17 protein-coding genes and 1 pseudogene are annotated in these 26205 nt (G+C 71.4%); 8 read left to right on the top strand and 10 right to left on the bottom strand.

The window, feature by feature from the left end:
* The first annotated feature begins 15 nt into the window (after window positions 1-15).
* Both OH809_RS15585 and OH809_RS15590 read left to right on the top strand, forming a co-directional pair.
* Window positions 16-1119, top strand: coding sequence for a threonine synthase (locus OH809_RS15585; protein WP_406421823.1), 1104 nt, complete (start codon window positions 16-18; stop codon window positions 1117-1119).
* 130 nt (window positions 1120-1249) lie between these two features.
* Window positions 1250-1970: pseudogene (locus tag OH809_RS15590) on the top strand (IS200/IS605 family accessory protein TnpB-related protein); the annotation flags it as partial.
* A gap of 6 nt (window positions 1971-1976) precedes the next feature.
* Here the strand turns inward: OH809_RS15590 and OH809_RS15595 are convergent.
* Together OH809_RS15595 and ispH are read right to left on the bottom strand one after the other, a co-directional pair.
* Window positions 1977-3551: a class I adenylate-forming enzyme family protein gene (locus OH809_RS15595; protein WP_406421822.1), complete on the bottom strand. Its 1575-nt coding sequence runs from the start codon at window positions 3549-3551 to the stop codon at window positions 1977-1979.
* Between the two features lie 240 nt (window positions 3552-3791).
* The gene (ispH, locus tag OH809_RS15600) at window positions 3792-5807 is read right to left on the bottom strand and encodes a 4-hydroxy-3-methylbut-2-enyl diphosphate reductase (RefSeq protein ID WP_406515248.1); all 2016 of its coding nucleotides are present in this window, start codon (window positions 5805-5807) and stop codon (window positions 3792-3794) included.
* A 457-nt stretch (window positions 5808-6264) separates the two neighbouring features.
* On the opposite strand from ispH, the gene OH809_RS15605 reads away from it, so the two are divergent.
* The 5 genes from OH809_RS15605 to OH809_RS15625 all read left to right on the top strand — a co-directional run bounded on the left by OH809_RS15605 (window position 6265) and on the right by OH809_RS15625 (window position 10614).
* On the top strand, window positions 6265-6822 hold the full coding sequence (locus OH809_RS15605) for a cupin domain-containing protein (RefSeq protein WP_406421821.1): 558 nt from the start codon (window positions 6265-6267) through the stop codon (window positions 6820-6822).
* A 22-nt stretch (window positions 6823-6844) separates the two neighbouring features.
* On the top strand, window positions 6845-7981 hold the full coding sequence (locus OH809_RS15610) for a DegT/DnrJ/EryC1/StrS family aminotransferase (RefSeq protein ID WP_406516251.1): 1137 nt from the start codon (window positions 6845-6847) through the stop codon (window positions 7979-7981).
* A complete protein-coding gene (locus OH809_RS15615; RefSeq protein ID WP_406515249.1) occupies window positions 7969-8394 on the top strand; it encodes a hypothetical protein in 426 nt (141 codons plus the stop codon). The genes OH809_RS15610 and OH809_RS15615 overlap by 13 nt, the downstream gene beginning before the upstream one ends.
* Window positions 8395-8458: 64 nt before the next feature.
* The gene (locus OH809_RS15620; RefSeq protein WP_406515250.1) at window positions 8459-9589 is read left to right on the top strand and encodes a type III polyketide synthase; all 1131 of its coding nucleotides are present in this window, start codon (window positions 8459-8461) and stop codon (window positions 9587-9589) included.
* Entirely contained in the window at window positions 9586-10614 is a 1029-nt protein-coding gene (locus tag OH809_RS15625; RefSeq protein WP_406515251.1) for a methyltransferase dimerization domain-containing protein, read from the top strand. Before OH809_RS15620 ends, OH809_RS15625 begins: the two co-directional genes overlap by 4 nt.
* A 211-nt stretch (window positions 10615-10825) precedes the next feature.
* Here the strand turns inward: OH809_RS15625 and OH809_RS15630 are convergent, their stop codons facing one another.
* The 7 genes from OH809_RS15630 to OH809_RS15660 form a co-directional block, all read right to left on the bottom strand.
* Window positions 10826-11947, bottom strand: coding sequence for a BTAD domain-containing putative transcriptional regulator (locus tag OH809_RS15630; protein WP_406421817.1), 1122 nt, complete (start codon window positions 11945-11947; stop codon window positions 10826-10828).
* 191 nt (window positions 11948-12138) lie between these two features.
* On the bottom strand, window positions 12139-14253 hold the full coding sequence (locus tag OH809_RS15635; RefSeq protein ID WP_406421816.1) for an MMPL family transporter: 2115 nt from the start codon (window positions 14251-14253) through the stop codon (window positions 12139-12141).
* A 70-nt stretch (window positions 14254-14323) separates the two neighbouring features.
* On the bottom strand, window positions 14324-15949 hold the full coding sequence (locus tag OH809_RS15640) for a prenyltransferase/squalene oxidase repeat-containing protein (protein WP_406515252.1): 1626 nt from the start codon (window positions 15947-15949) through the stop codon (window positions 14324-14326).
* 113 nt (window positions 15950-16062) lie between these two features.
* Window positions 16063-17580 (bottom strand): FAD-binding oxidoreductase, encoded by a 1518-nt coding sequence (locus tag OH809_RS15645; RefSeq protein ID WP_406515253.1) that lies wholly within the window; start codon window positions 17578-17580, stop codon window positions 16063-16065.
* Between the two features lie 43 nt (window positions 17581-17623).
* Window positions 17624-19387 (bottom strand): FAD-dependent monooxygenase, encoded by a 1764-nt coding sequence (locus OH809_RS15650; protein WP_406516252.1) that lies wholly within the window; start codon window positions 19385-19387, stop codon window positions 17624-17626.
* Between the two features lie 116 nt (window positions 19388-19503).
* On the bottom strand, window positions 19504-20436 hold the full coding sequence (locus tag OH809_RS15655; protein WP_406515254.1) for an aromatic prenyltransferase: 933 nt from the start codon (window positions 20434-20436) through the stop codon (window positions 19504-19506).
* Between the two features lie 111 nt (window positions 20437-20547).
* Window positions 20548-22386: a BTAD domain-containing putative transcriptional regulator gene (locus OH809_RS15660; RefSeq protein ID WP_406515255.1), complete on the bottom strand. Its 1839-nt coding sequence runs from the start codon at window positions 22384-22386 to the stop codon at window positions 20548-20550.
* Window positions 22387-22630: 244 nt separating this feature from the next.
* Here OH809_RS15660 and OH809_RS15665 point away from each other — a divergent pair, with 244 nt between their 5' ends.
* Window positions 22631-22795: a hypothetical protein gene (locus OH809_RS15665; RefSeq protein ID WP_406421811.1), complete on the top strand. Its 165-nt coding sequence runs from the start codon at window positions 22631-22633 to the stop codon at window positions 22793-22795.
* A 393-nt stretch (window positions 22796-23188) separates the two neighbouring features.
* Here the strand turns inward: OH809_RS15665 and OH809_RS15670 are convergent, their stop codons facing one another.
* Window positions 23189-26185, bottom strand: coding sequence for a BTAD domain-containing putative transcriptional regulator (locus OH809_RS15670; protein WP_406515256.1), 2997 nt, complete (start codon window positions 26183-26185; stop codon window positions 23189-23191).
* Window positions 26186-26205: the final 20 nt, after the last annotated feature.

The raw sequence follows: 26205 nt of genomic DNA on the forward strand, positions 1-26205 counted from the left end.
GACATCCTGGCGGGCATGGCCACGTATCTCTGCCCGCAGGACGGCGCCCGCGCCGACACCACATCCCTGACCTGGTGCTGTCCGGTCTGCCGCGGCCCATGGGACCTCGACTTCGAGCCGGACGCACCGCTCTCCGTCAACGCGCTTGCCGGGCGCGTCAATTCGCTGTGGCGTTACGAAGAGGTGCTGCCCCTCTCCTCGCCCACCACCAGCCTCGGCGAGGGCCGCACACCGCTCGTGCCGCTCACCGGCACGGTCTCCGCCAAGCTCGATTTCCTGATGCCGACGCTCTCCTTCAAGGACCGCGGCGCCGTGATGCTCGCCGAGCTGGCCCGCCGTCTCTCCCCCCGTCGCGTCGTCGCGGACAGCAGTGGCAACGCGGGAACAGCCGTCGCCGCGTACTGCGCGCGGGCCGGACTGCCCTGCACGGTGTACGTCCCCGAGGGCACGTCCCCGAAGAAGACCGAGCAGATCCGGGCCCACGGTGCCCGTCTGGAGATCGCCCCCGGCGACCGCGAGGCCACCGCGCTGGCCGCTCGGGCCGCCGCCGACTCCCCCGGCACCTTCTACGCCTCGCACGTCTTCAACCCGTACTTCCTGCACGGCACGAAGACGTACGTGTACGAAATGTGGGAAGACCTCGGCGGCAGGCTCCCCGACGCCATCGCCGTACCGGTCGGCAACGGCACACTGCTGCTCGGCGCGGCACTGGCCACTGCAGAACTCCTCGCCCAGGGCCTGATCGACGCGCGTCCCGCCCTGATCGCCGTACAGGCCGAGGCCGTGTCGCCGCTGGCCACCGCGTTCCACCGGGGCGCGGACGGCCTGCCCGACCATCCCGGCGGGGCCGCCCCCGCCGCCGCCACCCTCGCCGAGGGCATCGCCATCCCCCGCCCGCCACGCGCCCGCCAGATCCTGGCGGCAGTGCGGGAGTCGGGCGGCACCTTCCTCACCGTGACGGAAAATCAGATCCGTACCGCGCAAAGGGAACTGGCGGCCCGCGGTTTCTACGTCGAGACGACCGGGGTCGCCTGCTGGGCGGCGGTCGGCGACTGGACGGACCGCAGTGTGGTCGTACCCCTGTGCGGGGCTGGACTCAAGACGGGCCTGGCCCCCTGATCGAGCCGCCTGAAGTGCCCCTGACCCCGTACCGGTCCCTCAGCCCTGCTGCGGCTGGAAGTAGAGGGCACCCTTCTCGATGAGGTGCCCGGCGTAGGCGCGCCCGATGGCCGGCTTCCCGCGGTACATCCGGCTCGACCGGCACGGCAACCCCGTCGGTGACCCGCACCGCTTCCCCTACGACCTGTCCGGCACCACCGCTCACCGCGACGCACAGATCAGGCACGCACTGACCCGCCTGATCAACTGGGCGGTGCGTGTCGGTGTCGCCGCGATCGGCATCGAAGACCTCGACTTCACCACTGAGAAGACCCGCGAGAAACACGGCCGCCACAAGCGGTTCCGGCAGCTCATCTCCGGCATGCCCACCGGCAGGCTCAAGGCCCGGCTCGTCTCCATGGCCGCCGAACACGGCCTGAGCATTGCCGCGGTCGACCCCGCCTACACCAGCATGTGGGGTGCCCAGCACTGGCAGAAACCGCTGGTCACCCCACGCCGAAAGATGTCCCGTCACGATGCCGCAGGTATCGCGATCGGACGACGCGCCCTTGGACACCCGATCCGGGATGGAGTATCCCCTGCTCGAACGGAGTTGAGAGCTTGGGGAAGGACGGCACCGCCCCCACACGACCGGAGCGATCGTGCGGGGCATCGGACCGTCCAGGCCGAACCATGCGCCCGGGGGCGTGAGGGAACCCGCCCACCCACAACGGACCGGCCCCCTGGAGGCGTGCCGCCGAGCGGGACGCGAAAGCGGGACGCGAAAGCGGGAACCCAGTGCATCCAACACCGTTCGGGATGCGCCCAGTACGCAGCAGTGGGTCCAAGACTCACTTATGCACACTGGTTAGGAACGGTCAGACCTGATCCTGGAGCCTCTCGTTCAGGCGGCGGGACAGTTCGACCCGGCGTGTCTTCAGTGTGGCGGTGCGCGGCAGTTCGGCCAGCGGGATCTGGACAGGGTCGGCCAGCTGGGGGTACGCGGCGACGGCCGCGCGCCAGCGGGCCGGGTCGAGCGGCTGGTCCCGGTGGGTGCAGACGACCGGGATCGCGCTGTCATCCGGGCCCGGCACCACGACGACCTCGGCCAGTTCCTCCAGCTTGTCCAGCACGATGTCCTCGATCTCGAGGTTGCTGCCCACCCCGGGGATCGTGTCGAAGTCCCGGTCGAGCATGTGCAGGCAGCCGAACGCGGTGCGGTAGCCGACGTCGCCGGTCCGCCACCATCCGTCGTGCACGTTGACGTCGTAGCGCTCCTGTTCGCCGTGGTACGTCTTCGCGATCCCGTCCCAGCGGACGTCGATGAAGCCGGGGTTCTTCGGCGAGGGCCGCTTGCCGTCCTGGCTCACCAGCCTGACCCGCGCGCTGCCCGGCAGGGGGTAGCCCACGCAGCGGCCGTCCATCCGGTGGGCGGACCTGCGGTAGTACGGGCGGCCGACCGCGGGGCCGACCTCGCTCTGCCCGTAGATCTGGAAGAACTGCGCCTTCTGCCCGGAGGAATGCAGGAGCCGGCGCACCGTTCTCGGATGGATCGCGTCGAAGGTGCTGCTGAAGTACTTCACCGACGCGAACGGCTCTCGCGGATCATCGGCCAGGTCCTCCCACGCCAGGAAGGAATTGGGGAGCGCCTCGATGAGCCATGGGCGGTGCTCGGCGAAGAAATCGGCGACGGCGTCGGGGTCGCCATCGTTCACCAGCAGCACCGGCATCGCCTTGGCGAGGCACAGGGCCATCGCCGCGAACATCCGGGAGTGGCCGAAGGCTATGTGGATCGCGACGGTCCCCCGCTTACGCATCAGCCCCAGCAGGAACAGCTGCGGGCGGAGCCGGGTACGCATCGTCCGCGGCGTGTGCACGACCAGCTTGGGCAGGCCGGTGGTGCCGGAGGTGTGCGTGATCATGGCCGGCTCGTCCAGGCCCTGGAACACCGGCCGGACCGGCGCCGATCCGGCGAGCTCCGCGAGCGAGACCGCTCCTGGTCCGGAGTCGCCCACACTGATCACGCCCCGGGTGAGCTCCGCCAGCGGCACGTCGGCCGCGGCCAGCGCATCGAGCTTGCGCCCGTCGGTGAGCAGGTGCGGCTGGTCGAGCCGTTCGAGCAGGGCGGCGAAGGCCTCGAAGTCCAGCGTGTGCGACAGCATCACCGGAACCGCGCCGGTCCGCGCCACCGCCGTGGCCAGCAGCCAGACGTCGAAGTTCGCCGCCTTGTAGATCACCACGTGTTCGCCGGGGCGCACACCGGCCGCGGCGATCCGGTTCGCGAGGTCCGCCGTGTGGCCGGCGAGTTCGGTCACCGTCAGGCGCCGCCCGGCCTCCGGCAGGACGTCGAGATCGTGATCGAGGGTGAGCGGCATGGAGCCGTTCACGGCCGCCGCTCTTTCCGGTACGACGCCGAGGTAGAGCCCGCGCTTGTGTATCGAATTGTTTCCCATGAGACCTCCATCCGGATCCGCGTCGATCCCGTTCTCCGATTGACGGCGGTTCCCTGTTTTCCGGTGCCGGCGGATCACAGCGTCCGGCACCGGACTTGGCCCTGGCTGGCCGACGAATTGGCATCTTCTTGGCCCCGCCGATGCACGGCGGGACCCGGCCGGAATTGATGCACCGAAATCGCTTTTCCGGTAACGACGTCGACACATCGCCGTGATATCCGCCCCGATTCGGCGGCGGTGTCAGCGGTCGCGGTAGGCGACCTGTTCGGCCATCTCCTCCAGGCGGCGGCGCCAGCCGGGGGGCAGGAGGGCATCCTCCAGGGCCGCGCGGGCGTCGACGACGAGGGCGTCGATCCGCTGTTCCACTTCCTCACGGACTCCGGAGGCGAGGAGGGCGTCGCGGAGTTCGCAGGGGTTCCAGTCGGTGTGGCGGCCGTCCTCGAGCAGGCGGGCGACCGCGGGGTCCTTGGCCGAGGCCAGGGCGATCAGCAGGGTCATCTTGTGCTCGCTGAGGTCCAGGCCGGTCGGCTTGCCGGTCGTCTCCGCGTCGCCGAAGGCGTCGAGGATGTCGTCGCGCAGCTGGAACGCCTCGCCGGCCGCGACGCCGTACTCCTCGAAGGCCGCCTGGAGTTCAGGCCGTCCGGCGATGGACGCGCCGAGGGCGAGGGGCCGGTGGATGGTGTAGCGGCCGGACTTGCAGACGGCGACCCACCGGGCGAGGTCCGGGTCCGGCTTCAGCTCCGCGGCGAGGGCGATGTCCAGCTGCTGGCCGATGATCATCTCGGTGACCAGCTCGTTCCAGACCTCCGAGGCCGGGCCGGTCAGGCGGCCCGCGAGCCGGTTGGCGTAGCTGAGCGCCAGGTCTCCGGCCAGGATGGCGATGCCCTCCCCGTACCGGCGGGACTCCCCGGCCCAGCCGCGCTCCGCGTGGACGCCCGCGTACGTGGCGTGGACGGTCGGCGCCCCGCGCCGGGTGGGCGAGTTGTCCATGATGTCGTCGTGGATGAGGGCGAAGACGTGCAGCAGCTCCAGCGCCGCCGCCGCGTCGACGACCGTGTCCTCGTCCGCCGTGCCCCCGGCCGCCAGGTAGCCGCTGACGCAGAACAGGGGGCGCAGTCGCTTCCCGCCCGCCGCGACCAGCTCCGCGATCGCCTCGACCGGCACCGCCACGCGGGCGTCCACGGCGCTCCAGCGCGCCGCCTCGGCGATCAGCAGCTCCTCGATGCGCGTGCCGACCCGGTCCAGCAGCTTGGCGCAGGTCTCGTCGACGGTGCCGTGGTCGTCGGCGGCGCCACCGCCGGCACCCTCCTGCGGCGTCTGCTCCTCCAGCTCCGGCGGCAGTTTGAACACCACGTTCTCGGTGGCGCTCACCTCGGTCTCGACCTCGGCGAACCCGAGTTCCGCGAGCCGCTCCAGGACCCGCTCGACCAGCACCTCGGGCACACTCGCGCCCGCGCTCAGCCCCACGGTGCCGACGCCTTCCAGCCATGTCGGGTCCAGCAGGTCCGAGCCGGGCAGCAGCCGGGCCTTCGCCCCCGCGGCCTGCGCGACCTCCACCATCCGCAGCGAGTTGCTCGAATTGACCGACCCGACGATGAGCACGAGGTCGCTGCGCCCGGCGATCGCCTTCACCGCGTTCTGCCGGTTCTGGCTGGCGTAGCAGATGTCCGCGCTGCCGGGGCCGGTCAGCCCGGGGAACCGCTCGTGGAGGACGGCCACGATCTCGGCCGTGTCGTCCACCGACAGCGTGGTCTGGGTGAGATAGGCCGCCGACGTGCCCGGCGGGAGGTCGAGCCGTCTGGCCTCCTCCGCGTTCTCCACGACGACCGTGCGGTCCGGGACCTCCCCGTAGGTGCCCTCGATCTCCTCGTGGTCGGCGTGCCCGATGAGGATCAGCGTGTCCTTGTCGCGGGCGAACCGGCGGGCCTCCTGGTGCACCTTGGCGACGAGCGGGCAGGTCGCGTCGATGACCTTGAGCTCACGGCCCCGGGCGTTGCCGCGCACCTGCGGGGACACCCCGTGCGCGGAGAAGATGCACACCGCCCCGACCGGCACCTCTTCCTCCGAGTCGACGAACCGGGCGCCCTTCTCCTCCAGTTCGCGGACGACGTGCTCGTTGTGCACGATCTGCTTGCGTACGTACACCGGCGAACCGTGGACCTCGAGCGCGCGTTCCACTGTCTCGATGGCCCGGTGAACACCGGCACAGGCGCCGCGGGGCTCGGCGAGCAGGACTCGGCGCAGGGCGGACGACATGGTTTCCCCCTCAGATTGCTCAGACCAATTTCGACGGTCCGCGTTTCAGGCACGGTGGCCGGGGCCGAGGAGAAATCGCCGGTTTCCCGGAGAATCGCGCGGAGAACTCGAACTCCCGGATGATGTCGTCCCGCAGGGTTCGACATTCCCTGCGGGTACGGCTTTCTCGGCAGTGCTCGCCGAGCCGTGAAGAGCATCATCGACCGCATCACTTGCCGGGGACTGAGGAGCGGATTGGCACCGGCTTGGCGGCAAGCGGACGCCAATCCGTACAACAGTCGGGGCCAAGTCGCCGATTGCATCCTTTCCCTCGCGGCCGACCTCGGCACGAGGCGCCGCGACGCATTCCGCGCCTCTCCGTGCCGGCCTTTCCCGGCACACATGCGCCTGAAGAAAATTCTCCGCCGCGCGGTCCCGCCTGCCCGCGCCCGTACCGACCCCGAGGAAGCGAAAGCACATGAGCGGTCTCATCGTTCCGCCCGGCCAGGGCCGAAAACTGGTCACGAAGGCACAGGACGTGACCTTCAAGGTCACCTCCGCGGACGGCTCCTCCCTTTCCATGTTCGAAGTGGTCGTGCCTCCGGGATTCGACGTCGGGGCGCACACCCACACCCATTCCCAGGAGTTCTTCTACGTACTGGAAGGGGAATTGGAACTCCTCGCGTTCGAGCCCGCCGAGCGGACCGCGGAGAGCTGGCACGACTGGGAGTCCCCCGGCGGCGACCGCGCCGTCCGCGCCGACGAGGGCAGCTGCATGTTCGTCCCGCCGGGATGCCCGCACGCGTTCCGGAACCCCACCGACAAGCCGGCGCGCATGCTCTTCCAGAGCTACCCCTCGCCCGACCACGAGCGGTACTTCGAGGAGATCGTGGAGATCTTCGCCGCGGGCCGGTCGGTGGACTCCGACGCCGTGCAGCGGATGCGCGAGCGCTACGACGTCAACCAGATCACCCCCCTGCGCTTCGAACCCCCCGCCCGGCCCGACTTCGCCCCGGCCGCGCACCACGCGGCGTGAGGACAGGTGACGACCGATGACCTTGGACACCATTCCGCTCGTGCATGCGAGCCTGGGAGACAGAGAACTCGCGGCCGTCGCCGAGGTGTTCGCCTCGGGCTGGCCGGCCGGCCAGGGCCCCAAGGGGAAGTCCTTGGAGGCCCAGCTGGCCAAGCGCTACGGGGTCGGTGACGCGGTCGCACTCAGCAACTGCGGCGCGGCTCTCCACCTGGCCATGCTGGCACTCGGCGTCGAACCCGGCAACGAGGTGATCGTCGCCGACTACACCTTCCCCGCCCCGGCCCACGCGGTGCGCTACGTCGGCGCGACCCCCGTCTTCGCGGACGTGCGCGCCGACACCGGCACCGTCGACCCGCAGGCGGTGGCAGACCTGGTCGGCCCACGCACGGTGGGCGTGATCGCGGTGGACACCGTCGGCCTGCCCGCCGACTACACCGAGCTGATGGCCATCGCGGACCGCCACGGCCTGTTCGTCGTCGAGGACGCCGCCTGCGCGGTCGGTGCGACGTACCAGGGCCGCGAGGCGGGCGCGCTGGCGCCGGTGGCCTGCCTGTCCTTCCACGGACGCAAGGGGGCCACCAGCGGCGAGGGCGGGGCCCTGCTCACCGCCGATCCCGTGATCGGGGCGGACGCCAGGCTGCGGTCGTCCTTCGGCATCGGCAGCATCTTCGACCAGGCGCAGGTCGTCGGTCTGCCGATCCCCTCGTTCACCGACATCGGCTACAACTACAAGCTCTCCGACATCGCCGCCGCGATCCTGCAGGTGCAGCTGGACCGGGTCGACGAACTCCTCGACCGGCGGCGCGCGGTCGCGGCGCGCTACGGGGAGATGCTCGCGGACGAGGAACTGCTCACGGTGCCGTACGTGCCGCAGGACCGCACCCACGCCTGGCAGTCCTACATGGTGACCCTCGATCCACGCGTGGACCGTTCGGGGCTCGCCGCCGCCCTGCGCGCCCAGGGCATCGGCTGCGGGCACGGCACCTGGGCCACCCACCTCCAGCCGGTGTACCGCTCCACGCAGCAGTGCCCGGTCTCGGCGGACCTCTTCCAGCGCAACCTGGCCATACCCATGCACGCCGAACTCCGCATGGACCAGGTCGAACGCGTCGTGGAAGTCCTGCGGACCGAGCTGAAGAACCACGCGTGCCCGCACTGAACCCCGGCGCCGAACGCCGCATCCGCGATCGGCACGGTGCCCGCCGAGGCGACGGCCGCCGTCACCCGCGCCGCGCAGGCCGACCGGCTGGATGTACGCGAACTCGCCGTGATCGGCGGGAGAACCTGGACCCGACAGGGAGTCAGATCGTCTCCGAGCGCGTCCCGGCCACCCTGGCGCCGCTGCTCGGCAACGCCCCCGCGAAGGATCTGCTGACCCGCGCCTCGGCCGAGGCCGACCGCACCGGCAGCCCCCTCGCCGCCGTCCTGGGCGCACTGCCAGAGGTCACCGCACATCTGACGGATGACCAGATCACCCGGCTCCTGGATCCCGATTGCCACACCGGTGCCGCGGCCGCCCCGGTGGACCGGGAACTGGACGGCAAGCCGCCACCAAGAAACCGGCAAGCCTGACGTACGACATTAATGCCGTAAAGACGGAAGAATATCCCCTGTATCTGAGAGGTAGATGCCGGACATGCCAATTCTGCACAAGCCTTCGGTGCGCGTGCCGGAATACACCATCACCATGGAAGAGACCCTGGATTTCGCCAGGAAGGCACATGCGGGAAAGCCACAGCTTCCGCTCGCGCTCCGGCTGATAGAGAACACCGGAGTGCAGAAGCGGCACCTGGTCCAGCCCATCGAGAAAACCCTGAACCACCCGGGCTTCGAGGAACGCAACCGCATATACGAGACGGAATCGAAGAAGCGCTGCCCGGAAGTCATCGAAGAAGCCCTGGTGAACGCTCGCCTGAGGGCCGAAGACATCGACGCGATCATCTACGTGTCGTGCACCGGGTTCCTGATGCCCTCGCTCACCGCGTGGCTGATCAACACCATGGGGTTCCGGTACGACACCCGGCAGCTGCCGATCGCACAGCTGGGCTGCGCGGCGGGCGGAGCGGCGATCAACCGCGCCCATGACTTCTGCATGGCCCACCCCGACAGCAACGTCCTGATCGTCTCCTGCGAACTGTGCTCGCTGTGCTACCAGCCCGACGCCGACGACGTCGGCTCGCTGCTGTCCGACGGGCTGTTCGGCGACGCGGTCGCGGCCGCCGTGGTGCGGGGCCGCGGCGGCCGCGGCGTCACCGGCGTACAGCTGGAGCGCAACGCCTCCTACCTCATTCCGAACACCGAGGAGTGGATCTCCTACGCCGTACGCGACACCGGATTCCACTTCCAGCTCGACCGTCGGGTCCCGGGGACGATGGAGCCCCTCGCCCCGGTGCTGCGCGACCTCGCCGCGGGCCACGGCTGGGACGCCGGCGCCCTCGACTTCTACATCATCCACGCCGGCGGCCCCCGGATCCTGGACGACCTCGCCAAGTATCTCGGTGTCGACCGCACGGTCTTCCGGCACAGCTGGGGGACGCTGAGCGAATACGGGAACATCGCCAGCGCCGTCGTGCTCGACGCCCTGCGCAGGCGGTTCGAGGAGCCCGGAGAACTGCCCTCAGGCGCCACCGGCATGATCGCCGGCTTCGGCCCCGGCATCACCGCCGAGATGGCCCTGGGCACCTGGGTCGCCGAACCGGCCCCGAACACACAAGAGCGCCCGGTCGCCGTGCCGGCGCCGCGCCAGTACGCGGGAAGGACCGCATGAACGCCACCGACACGAACAGCACCAGCACGAACGGCGGCGGTCCGACGTCGGACCGGATCATGCGGCTGATCAACGGCTACTGGGCCACCGGGGTCCTGGGCACGGCCGCGACGTACTCGGTCTTCACCCACCTCGTGGACGGTGCCGCCTCCGCGGAGCAACTGGCCGAGCGCGCCGGGATCTCGCTGCGTGGCGCGCAGGCCCTCCTCGACGGACTGGTCGGCATGGGCCTGGTCGAGGTGGCGGACGGCCGCTACCGCAACACCGCCGAGGCGTCCGCCTTCCTGGTGGAGGGCAGGCCCGCCTCCCTGAGCGGCTTCGCCAAGCTGAAGATGGGTCACATGAGCTCCCTGGCGGCGCTGCCCGATGTCGTACGCGCCGGAGGACCGCTGACGGACGCGGTGGTGGAGGTGTCCGACAACCCGCACTGGGAGGGGCTGGTCCAGGCCATCGCCGCGCAGTCGGTCCCCGTGGCGCGGATGGCCGCCGACGCCCTGGGTCTTGCGGACGCCGGGAAGATCTCGATCCTCGACATCGGCGGCGGGTCGGGCGTCTGCTCGGCCGTCTGGCTCGGGCTGAACCCCGACGCCCGCTCGACCCAGATCGACTGGGCGCCGATCAATGCGATCGCCCGCCGGCTGCTCGCCGAGCGGGGCGTGGGCGACCGTGTCAGCCACGTCGACGGCGACTTCCACACCGCTGACTTCGGCGACGGCGACCACGACGTCGTGATGTACTCCAACATCGCCCACCAGGAGGGGCCGAAGGACAACACGGAGGTCTTCGCCATGGTACGCAAGGCGCTGAAGCCCGGCGGCACGCTGGTCGTCTCCGACTACATCGTCGACGACGACCGCAGCGGCCCGCCCTTCGCGCTGACCTTCGCAGGGGAGATGCTCCTGAAGAGCCGGCACGGCAGCACCTGGCGGCGCTCCGACTACCACGCCTGGCTCACCGAAGCGGGCTTCGAGGACATCCGCTTCCTGACCACCCCCTCCCCCACCACCCTCGTCCTCGCCCGCTGACCCCCACCCACCCAAGCCCCGCCCGAGCCCCGGTCGGCCCCCGACCGGGGCTCCGCCCTGCTCCCCGCCCGAGAGCAGGCGGGATACCACAACGCAGAGACGGCCTCACCGCCCAAAGCCGCGTGCAGCCTCCGGCAGTGGGCGGTCCCGGGTCGGGAACCGCCCTGCCGGAGGCTTCACGCGCACACGTGCAGGGAGGAGGGCGGGGCGGCTACCGGTCGAGCTCCGGCGCCTGCCGCAGGATCTCCAACTCCAGGTGCTGCAGCGCGAGGCTGGGAGAGATCCCCAGGTCCTCCACCATCCGCTTCTGGTGGGCCCGCAGCACCGACAGCGCCTCGGCCTGCCGCCCTGCCCGGTACAGCGCCAGGCTCAGCAGCTCACACCCCTGCTCGCGCAGCGGATGGGCCTGCGTGAAGGCCACCAGCTCGGGCACCGCCATCTCGTGGGCCCCCACCGCGATCAGCGTGGCGCAGCGGCCCTCGATCACCGAGAGCCGCAGCTCCTCAAGGCGTACGGCCTCTGGCGCGACATGCGCGGCGCCGGCCATCTCCGTGTACGCCTCCCCGCGCCACAGCGCCAGCCCCGCCTCGAACTCGTACAGCGCCCGCTGCGGATCGCTCCGGTCCAGCGCCTGCCACCCGGCCATGGCGCGCTCGCCGAAGCGGTGGGCATCGACCTCGACGACCCGGCTGTCCAGCAGATAGCCCCGCCCGCGGGTGCACAGCACCGTCGCCGGCGTCCGCGGCGCCCGGTGCGGCTCCAGGGCCCGCCGCAGATTGGCGATGTACGCGTGGAGTGAGGTGATCGCCGACTGCGGCGGCCGGCCGTCCCACAGCTCCTCCACCATCACGTCGACCGACACCAGCTGGCCCACCTGGCTGACCAGCAGCGCGAGCGCCGCACGCTGCTTGGGTGCGCCCAGGTCCACCCACCGTCCGCCGACGGCCGCCTCGATCGGGCCCAGCACCCGGAACTCCACCCCGGCCGCCGGCTCCTGCGGGCTGTGCGGGGAGCGGTCCCCGGCCCACTGGGCGGCGCCCTGCCCAGGACGGCGCACGGTCGCGGCCCCGTCCGGGCCGTACCCGGCGACGGCTTCGGTGAAGCCGTCGCCTGGGAGTCCGAGTCCGACGTCGAGTTCGAGGGCCTTGCTGAAGTACCGCTTCAGCGTCTCGTTCGCCCGTCTGAGCTCCCGGACCTCGCGCTCCAGTTCCGCTATGCGCTGCGTGCTCCCCGTGTTCTCCCCTGACCACTGCTCAGGAATGATCTCCGCCCCACGTCTGCCGCCGGCCACAGGGCCGGCGGTCGTCGTGCCGAGTCCAGTTCCCCTGTCCAACGCCTCTGAACTCATTGGGTCTTCCCCGAAGGTGTGTGTCCGGACATGACCCGGACGGCGAATGCGATCGCCTCTGCTGAGGGATCCGCTGCTGAGGGATCCGCTGCTGAAGATCGAGCCGGACAACCCGGATCTGCCACGGGCCCGGTGCCGGCCCTCCCGGCCGACACCGGGCCCGTGGCAGACAGCCGTCACCGGCCGCCGAGCGCGGGTTCCCGATCGGGCTCGTCCACCAGCGGCAGGGCGACGTCCCGGCTGTGGAACAGCTTGCCGGGCCACCACATCCACCGGCCCACGTCGAGGGTCAGCGCGGTGACCAGCACCGAGCGGACCACGATGGTGTCCAGCAGCACGCCGAACGCCACCGTGAAGCCGAGTTCGGCCGCGAAGACCAGCGGCAGCGAGGCCATCGCCGCGAAGGTGCCGGCCAGCACCACGCCCGCCGAGGTGATCACGCCGCCGGTGGAGGACAGGCCGGTCAGCGCGGCGCGCCGGGTGCCGTACAGCAGCGCGTCCTCGCGTACCCGGGTGACCAGGAAGATGTTGTAGTCGATGCCCAGGGCGACCAGGAACACGAACGACAGCAGCGGGAAGGTCGCGTCGGCCCCGGCAAATCCGAACACATGATCGAACACCAGGCTGCTCACGCCGATCGCTGCCCCGAACGACAGCACCACCGTCGCCATCAGCAGCAGCGGCGCGACCACCGCCCGCAGCAGCACCGCCAGGATGAACAGCACCACGAGCAGCACGATCGGGATGATCACCTTGGAGTCGCGGGACGCCGCTTCCTCGGTGTCCACCATGATCGCCGTGCTGCCGCCGACCTGTGCGTCGGCGCCCTCGACCGCGTGGACCGCCTTCCTGGCCTGCTCGACGGTACGCATCGCCGCCTTGCTGCTGGGCTCGTCCTTCAGCTCCCCGAGCAGAACGACCTCGGCGCCCTTGGCCACCGGGGCGGCCGCAACGCGGGCGATCCCCGGCACACCGGCCAGCGCGGCCTTGACCTGCTCCGCCGCGTCGCCCTTGGCCACGACGTAGACGGGGTCGCCCGATCCGGCCGGGAAGTGCTCGGCCCTGATCTCCTCGCCGACCGCCATCTGCGGCTTGTTGGTGAACTGGTCCTTGTTGGCGAGGCCGTCGGCCTTGAGCCCGAACGCCCCGAGCGCCATGGCCGCGAGGACCAGCACGGTGCCGATCCATACCACCCGCGGGCGACCGGAGACGGCCGTGCCGACCCGGCTCCAGACGCTCTCCTTGACCGCCGACTCCGAGCCGTACACCGGCTTCACCGGCCAGAAAATCCACCGGCCGCAGGCGACCAGCAGGGCCGGCATGAGGCTGACCATGGCGAGCAGCCCGACCAGGATGCCGATGGCGCAGGCCGGACCGAGGCCCTTGGTGGAGTTCAGAACGGCCAGCATCAGCAGCATCAGGCTGACCGCGACGGTCGCGGCGCTGGCCATGATCGCGGGGCCCGAGCGGTACAGGGCCTCCGCCATCGCCTCGTGCCGGTCCTCGTGCCGCAGCAGCTCCTCCCGGTAGCGGGAGATGAGCAGCAGCGCGTAGTCGGTGGCGGCGCCGAAGATCAGCACGGTCAGGATGAAGCTGGTCTGCTTGTTGATGACGAGTCCGGCGTCCTTGGCCAGCAGGTAGATCAGCGCCTCCGCCGTGACCAGGGCCACGCCGACGGTGATCAGCGGCAGCAGGGGCAGCAGCGGGCTGCGGTAGGTGAGCAGCAGGATCACGAGCACCACCAGCGCGGTGATCGTCGTCAGGGCGCCTCCGCCGCCGAACGCCTTGATCGAGTCGGCTCCGTAGCCGACCGGCCCGGCCACGTGGAAGCCGAGGCCGTCCGCGTTCTTCTTGCCGACCTCGGTCATCGCGTCGACGACCTTGCCGAGCCCTTCCCAGCCGGACTTGTCCTTGCGTACCTGGACGATGGTCTGGATGGCCTTGCCGTCCTCGGCCTTCACCGGGCCCTGCATCTGGCCCACGACATTGTCGATGCCCTTGAACGCCGCGGCGTCGGCCTGCGCCTTGGCCATGTCGGCGTCGGTGACACCGCCGGACCGGTCGTAGACCACGATCGCGGGCATGCTGTCGGCGGGCATGAACTTCTCGGCACGCTCGACGACCGCGGTCGACTCCGCGTTACCGGGCAGCCAGGCCGAGTTGTCGTTCTCCTCGGCGTCGCCGAGCTTCCCGGCCAGCATCAGCGCCGGGACCAGCAGGACAGCCCAGAGCGCGATGACGACCCACTTGCCCACTCTTCCGCTGGGCAAGGCGGCCAGTTTCCGCATCATGTCGAATCCTCTGTACGGGGGGTTGGAAGGACGGGTTGAAGGGGAGGCGAAGGCGAGGTCGCGACGGCGGTCACTGCACCTCCTGCGGCGCGGCCGACGGGTCCAGAACCCGCGAGCGGACGTGGCCGAGGGCGAGCAGCACTGGGATGTCGGTCAGCAGCGGGAAGTGGTACGAGAAGGGGCGGGGGCCGACCATGTCGGGCGGGCCGCCGAAGCCGCCGTCCGCCTTCTGCTGTGCGAGCAGCCAGGACAGGGCGCGGCCGACGGGCTGCGGGTCGTCGCCGTAGCACAGCACGATCAGGCCGTAGGCGGTGCTGATGTCGTCGCTGGGGTCGCCGGGCTGCATGCCCCAGCCGCCGTCGGCGTTCTGCGTCTCGCGTACCGTGCGCTCGATCCGCTCGGCCATGGCGGCGGTGCGCAGGTCGTCCGGGCCGGCGGTGGACGCGGCGAGCCGCGCGCGGAACAGGGTGTGCAGACGGCTGCGGCTCCACCCGGGCTCGAAGCCGCCGTCGGCCAGCTGGCTGTCGGCGAGGAACGCCAGGGCCCGCTCCCGGGCGGGCGCGGTGAAGGGGTGCGGCGCGAGCGCGCAGACCGCCGCGGCCGTCATGCACGGCTCGGAGGAGGCGCCGGCGACGTAGGTCGGGAAGCCGCCGTCGGCCCCCTGCGCGACCAGCAGCGCGTCAAGGCCGCGCCGCACCGCCGCGCCGTGGGCCACCGGGTCGATCGCCTGGAGGAACTCCAGGGCGCAGGAGGTGTCGTCGACGTCGTTCTGCGCCACAACGGGGGAAATCGACCAGCCGCCGGTGAGCGTCGCACCGCGGGAGAGGGAGCGCAGCGGGGCGCCGCCCTGGTGGGCGGTGAGCATCCCCGCCATCCTGCGCAGCAGCTCCGGCTCGGCGCCCGCCGCACAGAGCGCAAGGCCGCCCGTGGCCGTGCACCAGTTGTGCAACTCCAGGACGAACGGGAAGCCGCCGTCGGCGCGCTGGTGGCGCAGCAGCGTCTCCAGGCCGCGGCGCACGGTCTCCTCGTGCCCGGGGACCGAGGCGAGCGCGTGCAGCACCAGCACGTGCATCAGCACGTAGCCCTCCCACACCGTCGTGGCCGGGTCTGTGGCCAGGAGTGTGTCCAGCGCTGCCTCGGAGGCCTTGTTGCTGACGCCCGTGGCGGTGGCCAGGATCAGCGTGATGGACGCCTCCTGCACCGCGGCCCAGGAGTGCAGGGGGTCGGTGGGGACCTCCCCGCCGCCCGGCAGCTCGGCGTCGGCCGGCAACGGGCAGCCGAGCACCGACAGCACCGCGTACACCATCATGCGGCGGCGGGCGGAGATGAAGCCCGGCGCGGAGCCGAGCACGCCCGCCGTCAGCCGGCCGACGAGCTCGGCGTCACCGGCGGTCTCCCGGCCGACGGAGAGCGAGGCGAGGACGCGGTCGAGCCGGTCCGGGGACTCCTGGTGGCCGCGGAGGAACGTCAGCAGGCGGTCCCTGGCCGGGGAGTGCGCGCCGGTGCGGGTCATCAGCGAGAGTGCGAGCGCAGACTCCAGCACCCGGCTCTCGCACTCCTCCCGTATCGCGCCGTCGGCATCGACTCTGCCGCTTACGTACGAGACCAGCCGGGACGTGGCCTGGCGCACCTCGTCCGGGGAGACCTCCTCAGGCCACGCTAACAGCGTCGAGCGCGCAAGGTCCGCGATTTTCATACTGTGCTCCTGTCTGGACTGGTGTGAACCGGCGTGGATGGCCTGGGAGTTCTGCGAAAAGGGCCCGGCTCCGCCGGTCGGGAGATCACCCGACCGGCGGAGCCGGGCGCGGGTCAGCGGATGCCCTGTGCGAACCGGAAGAACCGGTGCGGGTCGTACTTCTCCTTGACCCCGGCCAGCCGCGCGTGATTCTCGGCGTAGTAGGAGCGCTGCCAGTCGGGCAGGCGCGGGTCGATGAAGTTCTGGTACGTCTCGCCGTTGGAGTACGGGTCGATCACCGCGAAACCCGCGTCGACGAACTGCCAGGCGGCGGCCTTGGCCTCGTCGGAGACCGGCGCGGCCGCGTTCGAGGTGAGGAAGCTGGCCGAGAAGAGGCTGTCGCGGTGCACATAGGCGGTGGCGGTCCGCGACAGGGTGTTGGCCTTTCCGCCGAGGGCGGAGATCTGCAGCTGGCGCATCTGCCCGGCGAACCGGTTCCCGTCGACCACCTCCAGCGCCTTGGCCCAGCCCTCGCGCGGCATCGTCCGCTCGAACAGGCGGCTGCGCCACGTGCCGAACGCCGGGCGCTGGAGCTTGCCCTCGGCAGAGGTGTCGGCGCGGTGGCACTGCGCCACCGTGAGCTCGGAGCACAGGTAGAGAGACATCAGCACCGACTGGTACGGGGCGGTGAACTTCTGCTGGTACGCCGGGGGGCGGCCGACCAGCGAGATCAGCCGGGCGATCTCGGCGTCGAACGCCGGGCCGGTGTCCACCGAGCCGAGGAACACCCCGGCGGTCGGCACCTTCCCGGGCCCGGCGTCCGTCAGCGTGACGTTGACGCCGCTGCCGATCGTCCACGGCGCGTCGGCCAGCCACTGCGTCCAGCCGTCGAGCATGTCCAGCGACTGGTCGAAGGTCCACACGAGGTTGACGGCGGCCACGTCGGTCAGCTCGGAGGGGGTGACCGTGTAGGAGGTCACGATGCCGAAGTTCCCGCCGCCGCCACCGCGCAGGGCCCAGTACAGGTCGCTGTGACAATCCGGCGAGGCGGTCACGGTCCGGCCGTCGGCGAGGACCACCTGCGCCGAGGTCACCTTGTCGGAGGCGATGCCGATGCTGCGGGTGAACAGGCCCATGCCGCCGCCCTGGAAGAACCCGCCGGCCGCGACGGTGGGGCAGTAGCCGGCGGATATGCCGAGGCCGGCCGGGGCGAGCGTGTTCGCGATGTCGACGAGCTGCGCACCGGGGCCGATCCGCGCCGATCCGTCGCCGAGGACCACGGAGTTCAGCCCGGACACGTCGATGACCAGACCCTGGGTCGTGGAGTAGCCGCCCGCGCTGTGGCCGCCGCTGCGCGCGGCGACGGGGATGCTGTTGGCCTCGGCGAAGCCGATGCACCGGGCCACGTCGGCGGTGGAGGAGCAGTAGGCGACCGCCTGAGGGCTGGTGGCGTCGTACTGGACCTGGAAGAGCTGCTTGGCCCGCTGGTAGTCCGTGTCGGACGGGAGCACCAGGCGCCCCTGGAGGCTGTCGGCCAGTCGGCTCCACTTGGTGCCGGGGGCGCTGGTCGCGGCCTTCGCGGCGCCGGACAGCGCCGTCGTGGCCAGCGCGACGCCTCCGGCGCCGGCGAGGAAGGACCTTCTGTTGATCATGCTGCTTCTTTCGTCTTCGTCGCGTCGAGGGGGTCGGTCCGGGTCACGGGGCGCGGTGGCCCAGGACGAGGGAGAGGGCCTCGGTCAGGGAGCCCGCCGGGTCCGCCTCGCCGCCTGCGCTGCGCCAGGCCACGTGGTTGTCGGGCCGGACCAGGACGGCGCCCGCCCCGTCCGTCTCACGCAGGGTCTGCCAGGCGCCGTCGGCGTCGGTGTACTCCGCCGCGTCCCCGACGCGGACCGCGGTGACGGGCACCGAGAGCTTCTCCGCCGCCAGCGCCGCCGCCTCGTGCCACGCCTCCCCGTCCGCTCCGGTGATCAGCACGAAGCCGGTGCCGGAACCGACCAGGTCGTGGGTGGACACCCGCCGGCCGTCGTGCTCGACCCACGCGTGCGGCAGCAGGTGCCCCGGGCGGGTCGTGGGCCGGTACACGTCGCCCAGCGGCGAGCGGGCCGGCGGGCGGCTGCCGTCCGGGGCGACCGCGCCCTGCTCGTAGGCGAAACCGGTCTCCACGTCGAGCGCCTGGCACTCGCCGCGGTGGGTGGCGAAGATCTCCGCCGCCCGGGTGCGCTGGGCCGCGCCGACCGGGGATGGGGCGAAGTAGGAGAAGAACACCGGCGTGCGGCGCTCCGGCGGCACGTGCGGGCCGAGGCCGACGGCGGCGTCGATGACCACCTGGTGGTGCGAGGCCGCAGACATCGCCCAGCCCAGGTTGTACTGGCCGACCGGCCGCCGCTCCGCCTCGTAGGTGTCGAGCAGGCTCTCGCCGGCGCGGCCGGAGAGCACCGCGGCCAGCTTCCAGGCGAGGTTGTGCGCGTCCTGGATGCCGGTGTTCAGGCCGAGGCCGACGGCGGGCGGCTGGCGGTGGGCGGCGTCGCCGGCCAGGAACACCCGCCCGTGGCGGTAGCGCTCGGCGAGCACCGCCTCCACGGTCCAGCTCGTCACCTCGTGCAGGGTCAGCTCCAGGCCGGGCAGCCCCAGGACCTCGCGGATCCGGTCGGTCACCGCCTGTTCGTCGGCGCGGTCGATCCCGGCCAGGGAGAGGTGCAGGCCCCACTCCTCGCAGTGCTTGCCCCAGGTCGGGCCCATCTCAATGAGAGCGCTGGACAAGTCCTGGCGGTACGGGTTGAGGAACCAGGTGATGAGCGAGCCCTCGTTCCACCACTGCGACAGGTCGGCGGAGAAGTAGACCGTGGTGGCGTCGAACAGGGCGGGCAGGCCCTCCATCCGCACGCCGAGGGCGGGGCCGACCGTGCGGCCGCCATCCGCCGCGATCACGTACCGCGCCGTGACCGTGGTGGTCTCGCCGGTCGCGGTGGAGCGGATCTCGGCGACGACCCGGTCGCCGCCGTCGTCCTCGGTCAGCGAGAGAAGCTCGTGGCCGAACAGGATCCGTCCGGGATTGCGCTCCTCGGCGTGGCGGCGAAGGACCGGCTCGAGGCGCAGCTGCGGCAGCTTGGACGGCAGGACGGGCCCGGCCGCCTCGTACGCCTCGCGCAGCGCGCCGCCGCCGAAGCCGTCGATCTCGTGGATCAGCCGTGCGTCCAGCGGCCCCTCGCCGGTGAGCGTGGTCTGCCAGCGGACCTTGCCGAACTGCTCGGGTGTCGCGGCCTGTTGGGCCACATCACCGTCCAGTCCGTGCTGGCGGAAGATCTCCATCGTGCGCTGGTTGACGTAGTGCGCCTTCGGCAGTCGCGAGGTGTCGGCGCGGCGTTCCACCAGCAGGTGGCCGACACCGTGGTCGGACAGGAAGACGGAGGCGGACAGGCCGGAGCCGCCCCCGCCCACGATCAGTACCGGAACTTCCACTGTTCCCAATGCTTCGTCCTTCCGGAAATGACGGACCGGGCGGCAAGGAGACTCCAACCGCCTGCGGGCCGTGGGGAGTTTGAGGAGTTTGGGGTGTCAAAAAGAAAGGGGGTGGGCTACACCGGGTCCGCGAGGGCGCCCTCGGTCAGCTGCATGATCTCCGGCACTCCGGAGCCCCACCGGTAGTAGGACTGGAGCTTGTAGTACTCACCGTCGGGCTGGGAGGCGACGGCGTAGACGAACTTCGTGCCGGGGTCGGCGCGCAGCACGTGCTTCACGAACAGATCGATCCTGTCGTCGAGTTCGACGGGAAGACTGGCCGGGTCCGTGGTCGCCACCGCGAAGCAGATCCGCTCGATCTTCGGGGAGTCCCAGTTCAGGGTCACGTAGACGCCGAAGGCCTGCCGGCCGAGCCTGAGCATCTGCTCGGTGGGCTCCGCCTGGTCGACCTCGCGGAGCATCGACCGCACGGACTCCGCAGCGATGCCCCCGGCGGGGGGCTCACCGAAATACACGTTCACGGTCCGGTTGCGGTAGTCGATCCCGAGCAGACCCGCGGTGTCGCCCAGGCCGTGCCGGGCGATGAAGTCGAGGCTCTCGCCCAGGCTGCGCGGCATCGACGGGATGCCGGCGAGCTTCGTGACCTGCTGAAGGCCGGTCCTGGGCAGCACCACCCAGATCTTCTTGAACCCCCCGACGACCCCGAAGTCGATGCCGTAGCCGTCGACGGGGCAGCTCTCCCGGATGTCCGAGAGCAGCCTGGCGACGGGGTGGTCCGTCTTCTTCACCAGGCCGTTGTCCAGGGCCAGTTGGTACGGGTCGACGTCCTGCGGCACCATGAACCGGCAGTCGAGCTCTCCCGCGCGGCGCGCGCCGGTCGCCACCCTGAACGCGACCGCGGACTGCGCGAGATCACCCCCGTACAGGTCCAGGATGGGCAGCACCTTGTCCCGCGAGCACTCCACCTCCAGCAGCCCGGCCGCTTCCTCGATGGCCGAACACAGAGCCTGCACCGAGTCTTCCGAGGTGATCCCGGCCGCCTCACTCATGGCGGTCACCATCCATACGCTTCATGGCGTCAACCCTCGGCCACAGATCTTGCCCACCGCTATTTTGTAACTTGCCGCCGACTTGGCGGGGCCGGGCCGTGCGGTCAGGGGTCACAACGGGTTCTCCGCTCTCGGCAGTGAGTCCGCCAGCAGCAGGACCAGGGGATGGAACCGGTAGCGATCCGCCTCCTGGGCATCGCCGCCTCCTGCCTCCGGGCGGATCAAGGAGGCGTCGACGAGGTCTTCCAGGGCTCGCTCCGCCTCGGCTTCGGCGAGGCCGACCACGTCACCCGCGAGCCGGGCGGTGAAGGGGCCCGGGCCCATCTTCGCGAGCCAGGGCAGGACGGCCCGGGTGGCCGGGCGCAGCGGGGGCAGTGCCCGGGCCAGGGTGCGGGAGAGGTCGAGGTCGCCGTAGGACAGGGCGGCGAGCCTGGAGCGTGGTTCGGCGAGCTGGGCGGCCATCCTGGCCACCGGCCAGTGCGTGCGGGAGGCGAGCCGGGCGCCCGCGATCCGCACCGCGAGCGGCAGTCCGGCGCAGTGGCGCACCAGGTCCCGCGCCGCCGACGGCTCGGCGGCGATCCGTTCCGCGCCCGCGGTCTCGGCGAGCAGCGCCGCTGCCTCCTCGTCGCTCATCGGGCGCAGGGCCACCGTGTGGACGGCGGGCACGGTCGCCAGCCGCGCCCGGCTGGTGACCAGCACCGCGGTGTCCGGGCCCGCGGGCAGCAGGGGGGCCAGCTGCGAGTCGCTCAGCGCGTCGTCCAGGACGAGCAGCATCCGGGCCGCGGCCGTCCTGGCGCGGTAGCGCCGCACCAGGCCGTTGAGGCCGGTCCCGTCGGCCGGCACGGCCTCACCCAGGGCGGCGAGGATCTCGGTCAGGACGGCTGCGGGCGGCCTCGCGCCTCTGTGGGCGTCCTGGAGGTCGGCGTGCAGCACCCCATCCGGGAACGCCCTGGCGCAGTGGTACGCCACTTCGGCGGCCAGGGCCGTCTTGCCGCTGCCGGGCATCCCCGTGACCAGCGCCGCCCTGAGCCGGGAGCCCGGGCCCGGCGCACGGCGCAGCAGCAGCGACCTGAGCCGGGCCGCCTCGGCCGTCCGCCCGGTGAACGCGGCGGCCCGGGCGGGCAGCAGGACGAGCGGTTTGCGCGGCGCCGGGGCGCCTTCTCCGTGCAGCATCCGCACATACGCCCCGCTGAGCTGCGGACCGGGCGCCACACCGAGCTGCTCGTCGAGGATCCGGCGGCCCTCGCCGTACACCTTGACGGCCGCCGCCTGCCGGTCCGACCTGTGCAGCGCAGTGATGAGGTGTGCGCGCAGGTTCTCGTCCATGGGGAAGCGGGCGACCAGGGAGAGGAGTTCGGGTACCAGGGCGCGGTGCCTGCCGAGCGCCAGGTCCGCCTCGATCCGGCGCTCCAGCGCCTCTGCGCGCAGGAACTCCAGACGCGGCTGCTCGGCCTGGAGCAGGTGGTCGGTGACGTTCTCCAGGGCATGGCCGCTCCAGCAGTCGAGCGCCAGGCCGAGGAGCCGCCCCGCGTCCTCGTGGCGGCGCTCCCTCAGGGCCTGCTGGCCCAGCCGGTCGAGCCGTTCGAAGGAGAACAGGTCGACCTGGGCGTTTTTCGCGTCGAGTACGTATCCCGAGCCTTTCCTGGAAATCTCCACCGCGCCTTTGAGGCCCTTCCTGAGCCGTGACACATAGGTGTAGATCTGAGAATTCGACGTGGGTGGCGGGGCATCTCCCCACAGCGCCGCGCTCAGTCTGTCGTCGGTGACCAGGGCGCCTCTCGCGAGCAGCAGCACCGCCAGTACGGTATGGATCTTCGTCCCGGACAGCGGGACCGGTCTCCCGAACCGGATCGCGGAAACCGGCCCGAGCAGCCTGAATTCGAGCGCCGCCGGCACTTCTGCGCCGACGCCGTCCGGCTCGGCGATCCCGTCGACGGGTCTGACAGCCACACCACCAGAGTTCAGCACAGCACAATCCGTTTCCGGCGCGCCCTCTTTTCCCCGTGGAGGCACGTGGCACACCTGGCAGCCCTGATGAAACAGTCTCCAGGACTCTAGCGGCGCGCATTTTCCCCGCGTTATCGTGGCGATTTCGAGCACGCGAAATAGCGGGGAAATCGATACAAAAGCGCGGCCCCGTAGGGTGGTTTCCGAAAATCATGGGGAATTTATTTCACGACTGGGAGATCCGTTGATGCGCAAGCCCCGTCCGACCGCAGCGGCGTTCATCACCACGGCGTTCCTCTTCCTCCCGCTGCTCGGCGGTGCGGCGACCGACCCGGGCACGGACGACCTCCCGTGGACCGTCATCACCGCCGCGGGCGACACCGGGACCACAGACCTGCCCTGGACCCTGTGACCGGCATCGCCGACGCGTGCCGGGGGGCTCGGGGGGTCACAACTGCTGAGCAGGCACATCGTTTTGGCGAACGTGGGCACGATGGGGTGAACGGTGTCACAAGCTGCGGGTATGCCCGGCGGGGTGTGCGTAACGTATTCGGTGCGATCTGGGACGCCGGGTGGGCGTCAGCAGTCGGGGCCCCCGTGTCACCAGCGAGATGGTTCGGGGCCTCCCCGTCGCCTCCGGCCACACCCATATGGCCAGGTCGTAGGAATTCCGCCCGCCCGGGACGGACCGCATACGGGATATGCGTCGCCGACCGGGACGCGAAAGCGGAGGACCAGTGCGCCCAAGACCGTTCGGGGCGTACCGGTGAGCCGGGACTCACTCCTGCTCACTGACCAGGAACGGTCAGCGTGCGTCGAGCAGGCGTGCCAGGGCCGAGCCGTCGATCGGCCGGCCGACAGACCGAGACGCCAGGGCCTGCTGCAGCAGGCCCGCGCGCCGCACCCATAACGGTGCGTTGAGCGTACGGAACTCCTGCTGGGCCCACTCCAGGGGGACTGTGGCAGTGCTTCCTCCCCGGATCGCCTCGACGCAGGCGAGGTTCGTCGTGATCCGGGCCTGCAGGAACCGGTCCCTGACCTCTTCGGCGGCGCGCAGTGCCACCAGCAGGCTGGCGCGCGCCTTGTGCGCCTCGTTCTGCCGCCACTGGGCCTCGCCGAGGACGCACAGCCCGTGGGCCTCGCCCAGGCGGTCGCCCTGACCGCGGGTCAGGGCGACCACGTCGTGGCAGACCCGCTCAGCCCGCGCGGGCTGCCCGGCAGACAGCAGCGCTTCGGCGAGACGGTAGAGGTTCTGGGTCCGGCTGCGCAGCGACCCGCCTTCGTAGCTGGCCTCTATCGCCTGATTGCTCAGTTCGACGCCGCGCTCGGGCTTGCCCTGCTCGATCTCGATCTGGGCGAGCAGCCCCAGGGCGTGCGACAGGCCCGAGAAGTCCCTGGTGCGCCGGAACAGCACGAGGGACTCCTCGCAGTAGCGGGCCGCTTCGGCAAGGTCGCCCGAGAACCTGGCGCACACGGCGAGATTGCGCCGCACGATGGCCCGGCCCTGTGTGTCGTCGCTCTGCTCCAGGTGGAACATGGCCGACAGGAGCCGGTCCCGTGCCTCCTCGTAGCGGCGCTGGTAGATGGCGAGCGTCCCCAGGGAGCGGAGCATGGTGCCCGCTCCGAGCGTGTCCCCCTCGCGCTGCGCGCCCTCCAGCGCGTACTCCGCGGCCCGCCGCCAGTCCTCCAGGTGGTTGCGGGTCTCGAAGAAGGGCACGGACCGCACCGTCAGGGCCCAGGCGTGGCCGGCGAGGCCGTTCTGCGACGCCTGCCGCACCAGGCCCACGAGCGCCTCCCGCTCGCCCTCGAACCACTCGATGGGATCGCCGACGAGCTCGCTGACGGTCTCGCCCGGCAGGACCTCCCCGTGCATCACGCCGCGGGGGACGGCCTCGCCCTTGCCGTACAGCTGCTCCTGCGCGGCGTGCGCCAGGGCGAGCATGGCGCCCAGCACCCGCTCCAGGCTCTCCTGGCGCTCCTGCGGGGCGTCCTCCGCGAGGCACCGCTCCCGCGCGAACGGGCGCATCGGGTCCTGGAAGCGGAAGCGGAGCCCCCCACCCGGCGCGGGGCAGGTCTCGAGGAACTGCGCGCCGGCCAGCTGGTGCAGCAGCTCCTCGGAGGCGCGGGGGGTGACACCGAGGACGGCGGCGCCGATCCAGGCGGGGAAGTCGGGCACGCCCAGCATGCCCAGGCGCCGGTAGAGCCGCGCGGCCTGCACCGACAGCGTCCGGTAGCCGAGCCAGGCCCCCGCGCGCAAACCGCCCTCGCCCGAACCGAGCATGTCCAGGCGGTCGCGGCGGTCCTCCATCCTCGCCACCAGCTGGCGCAGCGACCACCGGTGGTCGGCGAGCAGCCGGGTCGCCACGACCCTGAGAGCCAGCGGCAAGCGGTCGCACAGCTCCACCAGCCGCTGTGCTGCCGCCGGTTCGGCCGCCACGCGCTCCTTACCGAGCACGGCGACGAGCATGTCCCGGGCCTCGGCCGCGCTCATCGCCCGCAGTTCCACACCGACCGCGGCGAACTCGCCGGCCAGCCCGGACAGCGGGTCCCGGCTGGTGACCAGTACCCGGGCCGGGCCGCGCCCCGGGAGCAGCGGGCGGATCTGGGCCGGGGAGCCGGCGTTGTCGAGGACGAAGAGCAGCCGCTTGCCGTCCAGGGTGCTGCGGTAGAGCGCGGCCCGGTCCTGCAGGTCGGCGGGGATCGCGGCGCCGGGCACGCCGAGCGCGCGCAGCGCCCGGTCGAGTGCGGCCTCGGGCGGGACGGGGGGGCCGTGCTCGTGGAAGCCCTGGAGGTCCATGAAAAGCTGGCCGTCCGGGAAGTGCTCGGCGCGGCGGTTCGCCCAGAGCATGGCGAGCGCGCTCTTGCCGACCCCGGCAGCGCCGCAGATCGCCGCGATCCGCACCGGCGGATGGCCGTCCGTCGGCTCCAGCAGGCGCTCCAGCAGGTCCAGTTCGGCCTCCCGGCCGAAGAACGGTTCGGGCTGGCACGGGAGTTGGCGGGGGACGACGGCGGGCGGGGCGGCCGGCGCCCGCTCCCGCCCGGCACCCCGGGGCCGGATGCCTTCCAGCACCGTGCGGTGGAGTTCCTGCAGCTCCGCTCCGGGCTCGACGCCCAGCTCCGCCACCAGGATCTGGCGCCCTTCGCGGTAGCACTCCAGCGCCTCGGACCGCCTGCCCGACAGGTAGTACGCCTGCATGAGGACGGCGCGAGCCTGCTCGCGCAGCGGATGCTCGGCGACGACCGGGGCCAGGCCCGCCACCACCGCCCGGTAGCGGCCCTGCTGGAGCAGGAGGGCGGCGTGCTCCTCGGCCAGGTCGAGCCGCAGCTCGGTCAGCCGGCTGACCGCCCCGTCGATGGCGCCGCCGTCCATGCCGTCGAGCACCGGTCCGGACCACAGCGAGAGCGCGTACTCGAAGCGGCCCGCCGCCGCCGGGTCCCCGGCCTCCGCGGCGGCCCGGGCGCTCGCGATGCACTGGTGCAGTTCGAGGAGGTCGACGTAGTGGCCCTCCGCGTGCAGCACATAGCCGGGAAGCACCGTCTCGATGAGGCCGTCGACGCCCGCCTCGTCCCGCAACGTCTTACGGAGCGCGGAGACGCAGATGGCGATCTGGTTGCGCACCGTGGCGGGCGGGTCGCTGTGCCAGACGGCTTCCGCCAGGGACTGCACGGAGACGACCCGCCCCGGGGTCAGCAGGAGTACGGCCAGAACTGCCCGCTGTCGTGCACTGCGCAGCGTCAGCGGCCGGCCGTCCACGCTCACCTTCAGCGAGCCCAGCACCTGAAACGACAAGCTGGGCGACACACCGCCTCCATTCCCGGGAC

It is taken from the genome of Streptomyces sp. NBC_00873 (assembly GCF_045207415.1).
Lineage (GTDB): Bacteria > Actinomycetota > Actinomycetes > Streptomycetales > Streptomycetaceae > Streptomyces.